This window comes from uncultured Streptococcus sp., from assembly GCF_963456385.1.
GTDB lineage: Bacteria > Bacillota > Bacilli > Lactobacillales > Streptococcaceae > Streptococcus.
On sequence record NZ_CAUOLF010000019.1, the window covers coordinates 20,228 to 35,303 of the forward strand.

At 44.6% G+C, this 15,076-nt stretch carries 12 protein-coding genes; 11 read left to right on the forward strand and 1 reads right to left on the reverse strand.

Annotation, left to right across the window (positions count from 1 at the left end; genetic code table 11):
- From RP262_RS08480 to RP262_RS08510, 7 genes are all read left to right on the forward strand, one after another.
- Positions 1–594 carry a hypothetical protein gene (locus RP262_RS08480; protein ID WP_125356255.1) on the forward strand — a complete coding sequence of 198 codons (594 nt, stop codon included), beginning with the start codon at positions 1–3 and terminating at the stop codon, positions 592–594.
- Between the two features lie 9 nt (positions 595–603).
- The gene (locus RP262_RS08485) at positions 604–954 is read left to right on the forward strand and encodes a hypothetical protein (protein ID WP_125356256.1); all 351 of its coding nucleotides are present in this window, start codon (positions 604–606) and stop codon (positions 952–954) included.
- Positions 955–1,133: 179 nt separating this feature from the next.
- Positions 1,134–1,499 carry a VOC family protein gene (locus tag RP262_RS08490; RefSeq protein WP_002906354.1) on the forward strand — a complete coding sequence of 122 codons (366 nt, stop codon included), beginning with the start codon at positions 1,134–1,136 and terminating at the stop codon, positions 1,497–1,499.
- 21 nt (positions 1,500–1,520) lie between these two features.
- Positions 1,521–2,867, forward strand: coding sequence for an asparagine--tRNA ligase (gene asnS, locus RP262_RS08495; protein ID WP_125356257.1), 1,347 nt, complete (start codon positions 1,521–1,523; stop codon positions 2,865–2,867).
- 156 nt (positions 2,868–3,023) lie between these two features.
- Positions 3,024–4,211, forward strand: a complete 1,188-nt coding sequence (locus tag RP262_RS08500) for an MFS transporter (protein WP_311154854.1) — start codon at positions 3,024–3,026, stop codon at positions 4,209–4,211.
- 96 nt (positions 4,212–4,307) lie between these two features.
- Positions 4,308–6,023, forward strand: coding sequence for an ABC transporter ATP-binding protein (locus RP262_RS08505; RefSeq protein WP_311154855.1), 1,716 nt, complete (start codon positions 4,308–4,310; stop codon positions 6,021–6,023).
- Positions 6,024–6,039: 16 nt separating this feature from the next.
- On the forward strand, positions 6,040–7,776 hold the full coding sequence (locus RP262_RS08510) for an ABC transporter ATP-binding protein (RefSeq protein ID WP_311154856.1): 1,737 nt from the start codon (positions 6,040–6,042) through the stop codon (positions 7,774–7,776).
- Between the two features lie 75 nt (positions 7,777–7,851).
- Here the strand turns inward: RP262_RS08510 and RP262_RS08515 are convergent, their stop codons facing one another.
- Positions 7,852–9,378, reverse strand: coding sequence for an ATP-binding cassette domain-containing protein (locus tag RP262_RS08515; protein WP_311154857.1), 1,527 nt, complete (start codon positions 9,376–9,378; stop codon positions 7,852–7,854).
- A 617-nt stretch (positions 9,379–9,995) separates the two neighbouring features.
- Between RP262_RS08515 and RP262_RS08520 the strand changes: the two genes are divergently transcribed.
- The 4 genes from RP262_RS08520 (at position 9,996) to RP262_RS08535 (ending at position 15,013) form a co-directional block, all read left to right on the forward strand.
- Positions 9,996–10,187: a hypothetical protein gene (locus RP262_RS08520; RefSeq protein ID WP_124766133.1), complete on the forward strand. Its 192-nt coding sequence runs from the start codon at positions 9,996–9,998 to the stop codon at positions 10,185–10,187.
- Between the two features lie 113 nt (positions 10,188–10,300).
- A complete protein-coding gene (locus RP262_RS08525; RefSeq protein WP_002895244.1) occupies positions 10,301–12,082 on the forward strand; it encodes a serine hydrolase in 1,782 nt (593 codons plus the stop codon).
- 234 nt (positions 12,083–12,316) lie between these two features.
- Positions 12,317–13,129: a CPBP family intramembrane glutamic endopeptidase gene (locus tag RP262_RS08530; protein ID WP_311154858.1), complete on the forward strand. Its 813-nt coding sequence runs from the start codon at positions 12,317–12,319 to the stop codon at positions 13,127–13,129.
- Positions 13,130–13,231: 102 nt separating this feature from the next.
- Entirely contained in the window at positions 13,232–15,013 is a 1,782-nt protein-coding gene (locus RP262_RS08535) for a serine hydrolase domain-containing protein (RefSeq protein WP_311154859.1), read from the forward strand.
- The last annotated feature ends 63 nt before the right edge of the window (positions 15,014–15,076 follow it).

Below are 15,076 nucleotides of genomic sequence, written 5' to 3' on the forward strand. Positions count from 1 at the left end.
ATGGGATTATTAGAAAAGTGTCTGGATTTTTTACCGACTAGGCGGTCTGTAAGTGACATTGAAGAGGATTTGAGTTGGGAGGAAGAATTTACCCCTAAAAGAGTTCACCACAAAGAAGTCAGTAGTAGCCCTCAGAAGGAGACTGAGGGAACAGCGACTCTTCCCCAAGAAGGAAGTTGGAAGTTTGTACATGAGATGATTTCTGAAGAAGGAATTGAGCTTTTAAAGAAAGCTGGCATTGATGACGAGCTAGTCTTTGAGACGGGCGACTGGGTTGCAGATCATGATTTGGGGATTTATCTGGTTCTTTATCGCTTTGGTGGCAGAACCAACTGGAAGAAGACTTATAAGCTAATCTTGCAAGGACAGGTGATTGAATTTAAGACCAAGACAATCTTTCATCAGCAGGATTTTTCTTATGAAGATGGGGAATTCACTAAGGGAGTGATTGTTAAAAACGTCTCCGATATGCTTCTGCCTTTGGCTTTTGAAGGTCAACAGCAGCGCGTGCTCCATATCATTCAAGCAGCTCTGTCAGAAGCTAGCCCAAGCTATGATACGGTCATTTACAGGGCGAACTTTGATTTGGTTTAGGAGGGGAAAATGATATATATTACAAAAGAAGATGTTTTGACTTGGTTAGACAAACATGAGCCAGTGGCCAATCGTCAGAAGGACATTGCGGCTTTTCATAAAGAACTGTCGTTTCGTCTTCAAAGAATGGACTTTCGACCGTCTACCAGTTCAAAAGATCCTCGGAGAGATGTTTGTGAAGACCCTGACCAAGAGCTCACTGTAGCTTTTACTCAGGATGGGGAGGGGAATTATGCGACGATTGATCAGAGTCCAGGAGGTCAGATTCTCAGCGATCAGCGTTTTAAGATAGCTCTGAAAAAAGTCTTGAACTATGATGATGACATGGTTGATCGACTGCTATATGGAACAAAAAATTAGTCCTCTTATTCAGAGAGAGTTATCCGCCAGCCTTTATGAGGCTGGTTTTTTAATTTTTCTGAGATTTAGACTCTTCAAGGATAGCTATTGCAATCGCTTTATGGTAAAATATAGAACAGATGTCCAAAAGATTTGTCTTGAAATAAAGTGACATTTAGCAACCAATCTAGGAGGCAGATATGATTGATCATTTTGAGATAAAGGTCAGGAATCTACAAATTTCAAAAGACTTTTATACAAGTTTTCTTTCTCCTCTAGGCTACAAATTGGCTTTTAGAAGTAGTTCTCTACTCAGTTTTGTTGCTCCCAACAGCCCACATCCTGGTGGAGATTTTTGGTTGGGGGAGGGAGAGCAGTCTCCGATTCACTTTGCTTTTTTGGCAGAAAACCATGAGCAGGTTCAAGCTTGTTATGAGGCTGGTTTAAAGGCAGGGGGAAAAGACAACGGTGCGCCAAATTATCGGGGGAACCTTTCATCATATTATGCAGCCTTTGTCTTGGATCCAGATGGTAATAATGTCGAGGCAGTCTGTCATAAAGAATAAAAAATAGAAAAGAGAAAAAACGTGTCAAAGAAAATAGTAACAATTATTGATGTGAAAAATTATGTTGGTCAAGAAGTGACCATTGGTGCTTGGGTAGCCAATAAGTCAGGTAAGGGTAAGATTGCTTTCTTGCAGTTGCGCGATGGCTCTGCCTTTTTCCAAGGGGTGGCCTTCAAGCCTAACTTCATCGAGAAATTTGGCGAAGAAGAAGGATTGGCGAAGTTTGATACGATTAAAAAGCTTAGCCAAGAAACTTCTGTCTATGTGACAGGGATTGTCAAGGAAGACGAGCGTTCAAAATTTGGTTATGAGCTGGACATCACAGACATCGAAATCATCGGTGAGTCAAATGACTATCCAATTACGCCGAAAGAACATGGAACGGACTTTCTCATGGACAACCGTCATTTGTGGCTTCGTTCTCGCAAGCAAGTGGCTATGATGCAAATCCGCAATGCCATCATCTACGCTACTTATGAATTCTTTGACAAGAATGGCTTTATGAAGTTTGACAGCCCAATCTTGTCAGGAAATGCAGCAGAAGACTCAACTGAGCTCTTTGAAACAGATTACTTCGGAACTCCAGCATACTTGAGTCAGTCAGGTCAGCTTTATCTGGAAGCAGGTGCCATGGCTCTTGGTCGTGTCTTTGACTTCGGTCCTGTATTCCGTGCCGAAAAATCAAAAACTCGTCGTCATTTGACGGAGTTCTGGATGATGGATGCAGAGTATTCATACTTGACGCATGATGAGTCACTTGACTTGCAAGAAGCTTATGTTAAAGCCTTGATCCAAGGTGTGCTTGACCGTGCTCCTCAAGCTTTGGAAACCTTGGAACGCGATGTAGAACTTTTGAAACGCTATATTGCGGAGCCTTTCAAGCGTTTTAGCTATGATGAAGCGATTGATCTTTTGCAAGCCCATGAGAATGATGAAGATGCTGACTATGAGCATCTGGAGCATGGGGATGACTTCGGTTCACCGCATGAAACATGGATTTCAAACCATTTTGGTGTACCAACCTTTGTCGTGAACTACCCAGCAGCTATCAAGGCTTTCTACATGAAGCCTGTTCCTGGAAATCCAGACCGCGTCCTCTGTGCAGATTTGCTTGCTCCAGAAGGCTACGGCGAAATCATCGGTGGTTCTATGCGTGAGGAAGACTACGATGCCCTCGTTGCTAAGATGAATGATCTTGGTATGGATACGACAGAATATGAATTCTACCTTGATCTTCGTAAGTATGGAACAGTTCCACATGGTGGCTTCGGTATCGGTATCGAGCGTATGGTAACCTTTGTAGCAGGTACTAAGCATATCCGTGAAGCCATTCCATTCCCACGTATGCTGCACCGTATTAAACCATAAAATGATTCAAACGCCCATGTGGCGTTTTTTCAACAATGAACTATGAAATAATCCAAATATAGAATTTTAGAGAAAGAAGAGGTAGGAGTCATGTAAACAGCAGATTAACAAGTGATAAAGGATAGAAATTAAAAAACACTTGTTAAAGGAGAAAAGATGTTTAAAAGAAGTTATCGGAAAAATATCGGTCTTATGACCGGAGTAGAATTTTTTGCCTTTCTAGGCATTACTAGTTTTTGGATTTTATTTCTCAGTCAAAACGGCATGTCACTTTGGCAGATTGGGCTTTTGGAAAGTATCTTTCATGCCACTAGTGTCATCTGTGAAATTCCTTCTGGGATGTTGGCGGATCGCTTTTCCTACAAGACCAATCTTTATCTGAGCCGGATAGCTGGGATTGTGTCTTCTGTTCTCATGTTGGCCGGGCAGGGGAACTTTTGGGTTTATGCACTGGCTATGGTGATTAGCGCTTGGTCCTATAATTTTGATTCGGGGACAAGTGCGGCCATGGTTTATGATTCTTCTCTAGAGGCTGGACTTAAGGAACGTTACTTATCCATCTCCAGTTTTATGTCGGGGGTGGCTGAAGCGACCCGGTCTTTGGGAACGGTCTGGGCTGGATTTTTTGTCCATGGACAATTGCATCTGACCTACTATATCATGATTGGCACCTCTATCATCGTTCTTTTCTTGACCTGGATGTTGAAGGAGCCAAGTGTCAAAGCAGAGAAAGCAGAACGCCTGACTATGAAAAAGATTATCTGGGCTGTCAAAGAGGAGTTGCAGAGAAATCCCAGCCTTTTTATCTGGATGATTCTGTCCCAAATCATCGGAACGCTGATGTGTATGTTTTATTTTTACTATCAAAATCAATTGCCTGACTTAAAAGATTGGCAGATTTCGGTAGTCATGCTAATTGGCAGTGCTTTGAATATCTTGGCGGTCTATCTGGCGAGTATGATTGGAAAGAAATATTCTGCCTTAAAACTCTTTCCTTCAGTGGTTCTTCTAACTGGAGCAAGCTACCTGCTGTCCTATTTTGGAACACCAGTCATCTATATTTTGATTTATCTAATCAGCAACGCCTTGTATGCTCTTTTCCAGCCAATTTTTGACAATGATTTGCAAAAGCAGCTGCCAAGTGAAGTACGGGCGACCATGCTCAGTGTTTATTCTATGATGTTCAGCTTGAGCATGATTGTCATTTTCCCTGTGACAGGCTGGTTGATTGATTACTTTGGCTTTGACTGGACTTTTATAGCTTTAGGCGGCTTCTTATTTGCTGTAACGCCATTTTTGTATATGAGTCTAAAGAAAATAAGCCAGAACTTACAAGAAGTCTAAGTTTAATGTTCTCTTTCTGCTGGTCAGAAGGAGAATATTTTTTACCCTTTGAAAATTATGGTAAAATAAATACAGTTTAATGGAGAAGTAGGCAGTATGAAAGATTTATTGAAATATTTCAAGGGATATATCAGGGAGTCTTTGCTAGGGCCCTTGTTCAAGCTCTTGGAGGCCAGTTTTGAACTCTTGGTTCCGATTTTGATTGCGGGAATTGTGGATGAGACTATTCCTAGACACGACAGCTCCCATCTCTACTGGATGGTTTTTCTTTTGATGGGCTTGGCTGCTCTGGGCGTGGTGGTAGCAGTGGTGGCCCAGTATTATTCGTCAAAGGCGGCAGTGGGCTTTACTCGTCAGATGACAAGCGACCTCTATCAAAAGATTCTGCGTTTGCCCAAGGCTAGTCGGGATGAGCTGACGACCTCTAGCTTGGTGACTCGGCTGACGAGCGACACCTATCAGATCCAGACGGGCATCAATCAATTTCTTCGTCTCTTTCTGCGGGCGCCTATCATCGTTTTTGGCTCTATCATCATGGCCTTTACTATCAGTCCGGTCATTACCTTGTGGTTCTTGCTCATGGTGGCGATTTTAACGGCTATTATCGTTTTCATGTCTCGTCTGATGAATCCTCTCTATGCCAAAATTCGCCAGCTGACAGACCAACTGGTCAATCTGACTCGTGAGCAGCTGCAGGGCATTCGGGTTATACGAGCTTTCGGTCAGACCCAGCGCGAGGTTCAGACCTTTCGCAATCGCAACGAGCTCTATAAAACCTGGCAAATCAGGACGGGAGCTCTGGCTAGTCTGATTAGCCCTCTGACCTTTCTCACGGTCAATGGTACCCTAATTGCTGTGATTTGGCAGGGGAATACCTTTATCGGCAAGGGCTTACTGACCCAGGGGATGCTAGTGGCCTTGGTTAATTATTTATTGCAAATTTTGGTGGAATTGCTCAAGCTGGCTATGCTGGTCAACTCGCTCAATCAAAGCTACATCAGCGCAGGCCGCATCAATCAAGTCTTCGAGCAAGCAGAAGAAGATGTCCTGCAGGAATTAGTGCAGGAAACAGCTCTGCCGGATCAAGCCATTAAAGTCCAGCAGGTCAGCTTTTCCTATCCAAATGCAGCTAGTCCAGCCTTGACTGGTCTGACTTTTGATTTGAAAAGAGGTCAGACTTTGGGAGTTATTGGCGGGACAGGTTCAGGTAAGTCTACTCTAGTCCAGCTACTAGCTCACCTCTATCCTGTGGCTGCTGGTCAGTTGACCATCTTTTCCCAAGGACGCAGTCCTAAAAATCTCAGAGAATGGCGGTCTTGGATTAGTCTGGTGCCTCAGAAGGCAGAGCTTTTCCAAGGAACCGTTCGCTCCAATCTGACTTTAGGATTGTCAACTAAGCCAACAGACGCAGACTTGTGGCAGGCTTTAGAGATTGCTCAGGCGGCAGACTTTGTCTCTCAGAAGGAAGGTGGCTTGGATGCGACTGTAGAGTCCTTTGGCCGGAATTTTTCTGGCGGTCAGCGTCAGCGTTTAACCATTGCCAGAGCTGTCTTGCGGAGGGCACTTTTCTTGGTTTTAGATGATGCGACCTCAGCTCTGGACTATCTGACAGAGGCAAGACTCCTGCAGGCTATTAAGAATGAATTGACTGAGACCAGTCTGGTCTTGATCTCTCAGCGGACCAATGGCTTGCGCTCAGCGGATCAAATCTTAGTGCTGGATAAGGGAGAGCAGGTGGCCCTTGGTCGCCATGAGGAACTCTTAGTCAGCTCTGCCATTTACCGAGAAATCCATCACTCACAGCATAGTTAAAGAGAGGAGGGCAAGCATGAAGCATAAGACATCACCTAGCAGCTTGAAGCGCTTGACTCGCGATTTGTTGCAGGCGCGCTGGCTTTTTCTCCTAGCTAGTCTGGGAACGGTGGCTCAAGTGGCTCTGACTGTTCTTCTCCCAGTTTTAATCGGGAATGCGGTCGATAGCGTTCTTCTGCCTCAAGCGGACCAGCATTTGTTGCCGATTTTGGGTCAGATGCTGTTGGTCATCTTAGCCAATACGCTGATTCAGTGGCTCAATCCCTTGCTCTATAATCAGCTGGTCTATCGCTATAGCCAGCAGCTCCGACAAGGTGTTATCAAGAAAGTTCATTATCTGCCTTTGGCTTATCTGGATCGACAGGGAACCGGAGACTTGGTTAGTCGGGTGACGACTGACTTGGAGCAGCTTAGCAATGGCTTGCTTATGGTTTTTAATCAGTTTTTTGTGGGTTTGTTGACCATCTTAGTGACCATCATTAGCATGGCCAGATTGGACTTTTTCCTCTTGCTTTTGGTTCTGCTTTTGACGCCCCTTTCTCTTTTTTTAGCTCGCTTTATAGCCAAAAAGAGTTTTAGCTTTTTCCAACGGCAGACGCAGGCGAGGGGAGCGCAGACCCAGCTGATTGAGGAAAGTTTGACTCAAGAAAGTCTGATCCAGGCTTTTAATGCTCAGGAGCAGTTTGATTTAGCTTTTACTCGCAGTAATCAAACCTATGCAGACTATTCTCAGGCGGCTATTTTCTATTCTTCGACGGTTAATCCTTCGACTCGTTTTATCAATGCCCTGATCTATGCTTTGATTGTGGGCTTTGGGGCTGTACGAATCATTCAGGGAACAGGCTTTACGGTTGGGCAGCTGGTGACCTTCCTCAACTACGTCAACCAGTACACCAAGCCTTTCAATGATATTTCGTCAGTCATGTCAGAATTGCAGAGCGCTTTAGCTTGTGCGGAGAGGATTTACAGCGTTTTGGATCAAGAAGAAATAGCGGAGTCTGGTCAGGAAATCCTCCAGTCTGAAGATGTCAAAGGACAGATTAGCTTTGAGCATGTGGCTTTTGGCTATGATTCCGGCAAAGAGCTGATTCAGGATTTGAATATAAGGATTCCGGCAGCTAGCAAGGTCGCCATTGTCGGGCCAACTGGTGCTGGTAAGTCAACCCTGATCAATCTCCTCATGCGCTTTTACAATGTAGACAGTGGTCTTATTTCGCTAGACGATGTTCCCATCAGTCATTACACCAGAGCCTCTTATCGTCAGCAGTTTGGTATGGTACTGCAAGAGACTTGGCTCAAGACGGCGACCATTCACGACAACATAGCTTTTGGCCGGCCAGACGCCAGCCGAGAAGAGGTTATTGCAGCTGCCAAGGCGGCCAATGCTCATTTCTTTATCCAGCAGCTGCCTCAGGGGTACGACACCTACCTAGCGGATGCTGGGGACTCCCTTTCTCAAGGTCAGCGGCAGCTCTTGACCATTGCCCGTGTCTTCCTTTCCGTTCCTAAAATCCTAATCTTGGACGAGGCGACTTCCTCCATTGATACTCGGACAGAAGTCTTGATTCAGGAGGCTTTCAGCAAGCTCATGGTGGGTCGTACTAGCTTCATCATTGCCCATCGCCTGTCTACTATTCAAAATGCTGACATCATCCTCGTCATGGTAGACGGTGATATCGTCGAACATGGGAATCATCAGGAGCTCATGGCAGCCAGAGGTGTTTATTACCAAATGCAGACGGCGCAGGAGTAGAAGGGGAGCTTTATTAAAGTTCAAAGATTGATGCTAAATGAAACTAAAAGAGTTGGATTTTCCAACTCTTTTTGCTTATAGTTCAACTTCTTCCACCCCTGTCTCCGTAAGTCGATAAATCTTCTGGCAGACTTTTTTGAGAAAGATACGGTCGTGGGAGACAGCGATGATGGCGCCAGGATAGGTCGCCAAAAGCTGGCGAACCTGAGGCTGAGAGGTGGGAGAGAAGTTGCGGGTTGGCTCGTCCAGAAGGAGGACATTGGGGCGGTCTAAGACTAGTTTGAGCAGGAGGAGCTTGGCTTTTTGGCCACCGGAAAGCTGTCCAATCGGGTGCCTGGCCTCGTCGCGCGTGAACTGGAGACTGGCTAGATGAGTCAGGATTTTCTCCTCCTGGGACTTGTCGCCAGAGGGAGCCAGAAAGTCCAAGGGACTGCTCTCATCAGCCAGCAAGTCACCATAATGCTGGGGCATGTAGCCTACTCGCATGTCTGTCCGCTCACGCAGGATCTTCCATATTTCCTTCAGCAGAGTAGACTTGCCTGCGCCATTAGCACCAATCAGCCCGATTTTTTCCTGGCCACAGACCTCCAGAGTCAGGTTCTCCGCCAGTTGTTGTTCGTCAGTTTCCAGTTTCATTCCTTCTAATTTCAGGATTCTTTTGGTCAATGGCAGAGCTTCTATGTCTGAGAAGTGAAGGCTGATGGCATCTTCCTGTGTCGGAATTTCTGTCATTTCAGCACCTGCCTTTTCAAATCGTTTGCCCTGCGAGAGGACGTTTTTCATTTTCTTAGCCACCAGTCGACCTGCAGTAGCATCATGGGTGTTTCGTAAAGTATGCTCCACACTCTGCTTAACCTGTCGGTGTTTTTCCATGGTCTTGGCGTGTTCTTCTCGCTCTTTCCGTGCTAGTTGTCCCTGTTTTTCAAAGGCCTCCTGACGCTGATGGCGGTAATTTTCATAGTCCAGACTCTTGGCGCTGGTTCTGGCCTCCTGCTTCTTTTTGATTCGCTCCAGATGAACAATCTTGGTCGCAGCTTGAGCGAGAAAGTGCTCGTCGTGAGAGACGAAAAGGACCGTTCTCTGGCTGTGGCTGATAAAGTTTTCCAGCCAAGTCAGAGTCTCAAGGTCAAGGTCATTAGAGGGCTCGTCAAGAAAGAGAATATCCCAATCACTGGCTAGTTTCTTGATGAGCTGGACCTTGAGCTTTTCTCCTCCAGATAGGCTAGAGAGCTGCTGCTGACTGGCAAAACGCTGGCTGTCAAAGTTGAGCTCTCCAGCATAGCGGTAGAGCTTGGCATAGTCCAGTTCGGTCTCAAAATCAGCAAAGAAATAATCATTGAGCGTCAGTTGGGCATCTTCTGAAGACAACTGCTGGGGCAGGTAGACAGCAGCAGTATAGGACTTATCAATCTGTCCGCTGTAGCTGACATAGGGACTGACCAGTCGCTCGTCTAGTAGGAGCTTGAGCAGGGTGGACTTGCCATTGCCCTCCTCACCGATAATAGCGACCTTGTCTCCTTGATTGACAGTCAGTGACAAATCTTTGACTAACTCTTTCAGGTCTTTTAGATGGGTAATGGTTAGATTTCTTATTTGAAGCATAGATGTCTCCTTCGTTTTATAACACAAAATACAGCCCTGCTTTATTTAGCAGAGCTGTTTTTAGTTGCACAAAGCAGACACAGGAGTGTCTAAGTAGGATTATTCGTTCATAGGCTTCCAGCTTACACTGTCATAGGAGTGACAGGATTGACCTAAAGATAAGCAAAAAGAAGCTAGAAAGCACAAAAAACGAACATCCCGCGGATATGCAGAAACATGACAAAATCTACTAAATAAAGTTTCCTTTAAAAAATAGACTTAATTTTTCATGTCTCCGTGTACCTCCGAAATAGTTCTGCTTTAAGTCTAACAGAAGAAAGTAAATTCGTCAAGCGCTTTCAAAAAAATAAAAATTTTTAAAAGATTTTTGGAGCAAATTTTTATAAACCCTCTAAGGATATTGATTTCAAGGCTTTTAAGCTGATTTTGATATATAATTTTTTAATTATATAAAAATTTGACATATACCAGAAAATTATATATAATCGTCTTGTATATAAAAATTATATATATAAAATGATTATACAAATAGGCCTAAAATTTGTAAAGGATAAGAAGAGCTGGAATGGGATAGATTCCAGTCGTCATTTTAAATTGTATCTAAGGAGTAAGAAACCGTGCCAAAAACGTTATTTCTCTGGCTTTTGACAGTCCTAAGCTTAGGGCTAGTAAAAACGCCTCAAGCTAAGACGATGGAGCAATCCTTGAAGTCTAATACGGCGGTCATTCAGATTAGCCAAAAAATTCAGGACCATGTCAAGAAAGATGATGCGACAAGAGTGGCTGTAGAAGCAGTGACTTTTGATTAGATGATGCAAATCATTGCTTAAGAAAGGAGAAAGATATGCTAAGAATTTTTATCCGAATGGTATACAGAAGTATCGCCTATGCGATTGTTGAAGCTAAATAGAAAGGAAATATCATGAAAAAATCATTTATTCTAACACTTTTAACGATTATAACTCTAGGACTCTTCCGACCAATTACAGCCTTGGCTGAGGAGCAGAAGTTACCGTCTGGCACGGAGCGCAGCCAAATTGGTCAGAAAATCCAAGACTTTGTCAAGGAACATGAAAAGACAACAGCCGGTATGGCAACAACCATTTTTGACAAGGACGGGACTATTTACCAAGGCAGTTTTGGATATATGAACAAGGAAAAAGGCATTAAAGCCGACGACAACAGCGTCTTTGAATGGGGCTCAGTCGGAAAACTAGCTATCTGGGTCTCTGTCATGCAGCTCTGGGAAGAGGGTAAGATTGACCTTGACGAAGACATTCGCACCTATCTGCCAGAGGGATTTATGAAGACTTTGCGCTACGACAAGCCCGTTACTATGACAGACCTCATGAACCATCAGGCCGGCTTTGGCGAGTCTACCCATGCCTACAAGGAAGATAAGGGCTTGTCTATTGAGGAGATTCTGGCAGTTAATCAGCCAGAACAGTCCTACGAGCCCGGCACCATGACAGCCTATTCAAACTTTTCTGCTAGTCTGGCAGCCTACATCGTCGAGCGAATATCTGGTCAGGACTTCTCAGCCTATGTCCATGAACATATCTTCCAACCACTAGGAATGAAAGACACTGCTCTATCAGCCGACTTTAAAGAAAATCCAAAGATTTACCAGAAGCGGATGGAGCAAATCTCTTATCGGGCGGACGGGACATCTATGGGAACTAGCTATTTTCATTTAGGACTTTACCCGGCAGGGAATGCCGTCTCTACTCTGGCTGACTTCCAGAAGTTTGCCCAAGCGCTTTTGAAGAAAGAAAAGCTTTTCAAGCACGCTGAGACTTGGACAACCCTTTACACGGCAACCTCGAATTATCCAGGAACGGATATGCCGCTCAATATGCACGGATTTTGGACACGGGAGTACGGCACGACGCTTGTTGGCCATGGAGGAAACTCAACTGGCTACTCATCTTATATTCTGCTGGACTTGAAAAATGGTATAGGTATGACTATTATGACGAATCAAGATCATGAGTTGGTTTATAACTATGAAATGCCAGCCTTGGTTTTTGGACCTAAGAAAAAGACAGACTCAGCCACCTTTGACAAATTCCAGTCTGGAAATTACCGATCTGCTCGCTACTTTGCCAGTGGTCCTATGTCTATCTCCAGAACCTTGCTTTACACTCAGTTTGTTGAGAAATCCAAGGACAATCCGCTTTTGAGTCAGAATTTTTCAGTAGTCAGCGGTAGTGGAGACGAGACTAAGGTAACAGCTTCCTATGGCGATAACTTCAGAGTCAAGGATAGCGAGATTCTGAAAGACTGGTCCTTGCTTATTTCAGCGGCAGTCGGAATTGTTTTCAGTATCATTCTCTTTTTGGCACGGGGCGGACTGGATCTCTTCCGCTTGGTCTTCAAAAAAGGTCAATCTAAAACACCAAAACCTCTTCGTATCTGGACTTACCTAACTTCTTTAGCTGGAGTAGGTGTGGCTATAAACTTCCTCCTCCTCTTTAACACATTTGCTACCAGTGATCTGACCTTTTTAGCTAGCTGGCGCTACATTGTTTTTGCCGGTCTGGGATTGATTCTGGCTGGCTGTGCAGTCTTCCCACTTCTGACCAAGGCAAGAAAAGGGCTGAGTAAGAGCCGACTCTACCTGACTGTCTTGACTAGTCTGTCAGCTCTAGCTATTGTTGTCAATATTCTCTACTGGTCACTTTATCAGTGGTGGGCATTGTGATTATTTTCTTGTCTTTTCTGGGGGAATGGACAATCTTGTGAAGGAATATCTCATGAGGTAAATCGTTTGATTAATTCTTTTTACAATCTTAAGGTTAGTGATTTTTCAACAGGAGCTGAAGTACGATATCTGTCTTTTATACAGAGCGCGGCTAAACGAAGTAAAAAATCAAGGATCTTATCAGACTACAAAAAGCAAGCAGATAAAATCAAACCATTTAAAGGAGAAAATCAGATGACCAATGAAACAAGAAGCAAACCACAACCAAAACTAGTCTGGCCGTTCCTAGCCTGGAACTTCGGCTGGACTTGGGGATTTATGTTGCTAGCGATCATTCTCAAAAATCTCTGGCCGGAAAATCCACCTATACTCTATCTGACTCTGGAAGGCCTCCTAACGAGTCTCAGTATGTTCGGACCGGTGATAGCAAGCCTAATAGTGCTGAAAATAAAAGGCTTCAAAGCCATTTGTTCCTTTATCTTCTCAAGCAAGAAAGGGACTTGGCTCTATCTCCTACTCTTCAGTGGAAGTCTGGCAGTGACTTTTGCATTAGCTTCCGGAGGCAAGCTAGTAGACGGAGCTCTGCTTTCATTTATTGGATCCTTTATCTACCTTATGACCTTGGCTGGTGGCATGGAAGAGCCTGGCTGGCGAGGCTTTCTGCAGCCGGCTTTGGAAAAGAAGTTCTCTATGTTTATCGCCTCCTCGATAACCGGACTAGCTTGGGCTTGCTGGCATATTCCTCTCTGGTTTTATAACCGCTTTTATGATCGAAGTCAGGATCCCTTTCTAGTCTATATCATTGTAACTATAGTCCAGTCCATCTGGTTTGCTGCGCTGCATAAGAAGACGAAATCCGTCCTTGCCTGTATGATTTTCCATGCCCTACTAGATATTCTGATAGAAACCTTTGTCGGCATCAACCTAGCTGATAAGTTTGATTTCTCTCAGGTTAACTCCCTAATTTACCTTGGCGGCTTGGGCATTCTGACCCTTTACAGTATTTATCTCTGGTGTCGGGCGGATAAAGAAGAGAAAAACGCATGATTAAAAAATAAGAATAAGCTGATTCTAAAATTGAAAGGAGACTGCACAAATTATCTGAACTTAGCTTCTGTGAATATTTGAGTTGAACAGAAAGGAAATGCTATGAAAAAATCTATTCTAATCATTCTTTTAACCATTTTGACGCTAGGAATTTTCCGACCGACCGCTGTTTTAGCTGACTCGCAGAAGCTGCCGTCTGGCACGGACCGCAGCCAAATCGGTCAGAAAATCCAAGACTTTGTCAAAGAGCACGAAAAGACAACAGCCGGTATGGCAACAGCAGTCTTTGATAAAAACGGAACCATCTACAAGGGAAACTTTGGATATGTGGATAAGGAAAACAAAGTCAAAGTTGACGATGACAGTGTTTTTGAATGGGCTTCAATCACTAAACTGACGGTCTGGGTATCGGTCATGCAGCTCTGGGAAGAGGGCAAAATCGACCTGGAAGCAGACATCAAAACTTATCTGCCAGAAGGCTTTCTCCGCAATCTTCGCTACGATAAGCCTATCACCATGCTGGATCTGATGAATCATCAGGCTGGCTTTGATGAAATGCCACTCTATAAAAAGGGTGACAAGAGCGACTTGGAAGAGCAGTTCCGTGATTACCAGCCTATTCAGTCCTTTGAGCCGGGTACGACGACATCATACTCTAACTTCAGCACGGCTTTGGCCTCTTATATCGTGGAGCGGATATCTGGGCAGAAGTATGCGGACTATGTCCATGAGCATGTTTTTGAGCCGCTGGACATGGATCGGACTGCTATCTTGCCTGACTTATCGGACAACGCTTATGTACAGGAAAAGCGCAAGGAGGATAAGGGCTATGATGACCAAGGTAAGCTCTTGGGAGATACACCATTTAAGCTTTGGATGTACCCAGTCGGTGGGGCTGTGGGGACTCTAGGAGACCTGCAGACATTCGCCCAGGCCTTGCTGGAACGTAAGACGCTCTTTCATCGTCCAGAAACTTGGACCGAGCTTTACTCAACAACCTCTACCCACCCTGGTACGGATATTGTTCGTAATGCTCATGGCTTTTGGGCCAGTCACTACGGTGTTACCTTGCTGGGACACAGTGGTAATGCTGATGGCTTTTCTAGCTATCTTTACTTGGATCTGAAAAATGGCATCGGCCAAGTCATCTTAACCAATCAACTGTATGAACAAGTTTACAATGTTCAAATGCCGGAGCTGATATTTGGCAAGATGCAGACTGTCAGCGAAGCTACTAAAAAGCAATTCAAGCCTGGCTCTTACCACTATCTGAGAAGCTATAATAGGGGACCACTGTCCTTCATGCTCATGATTCCCGGGGCCATCCAAAAGATCAACAAAGTCTCAGATCAGCCGGATCTGCTGAGCACTTTCTGGACTATTGACAAGAGCCAAGGTGCTGACCGCCTCGAATTTGGTGTCCTTAATGCAGAAAGGATTTCCGATTCAGTTCTCTTTAGACATTATCTAGTCGTGTTTCTCGGAGGTTTGGCACTCGTGTTTGCTCTGGGAAATGTCTTGATTAGTTTTCTGATTGGCGGTTTCCGTCTCATCCTGCGTAAAGCAAAAAGTTCGGGACCTCGCTCTTGGAAGGTCTGGAATTACCTGACTTCTCTAGGAATGCTCCTTTTTGCAGGCAATCTTATTCTGCTTTTACTGGCTGCCATGAATCAGGATTACTCAATTGTTCAATCTTGGCGCTATATGGTCTTTGCAGGACTAGGCCTACTTTTAGCAGGATGTGCGGTTTATCCGCTCTTTAGCAAGGCTCGCAATGGCCTCGGAAAAGGCCGCATCTTCCTGACAGTTCTGACTAGTCTATCCGCCCTGGCTATTGTTGCTAATATTCTCTATTGGTCTCTTTACCAGTGGTGGGTGATGTGACAAGTTGCCTGCCTTCCTTTGGGAAGGTGGGCTTTGCCTGCATAATTCTGCAAAGGAGTATCT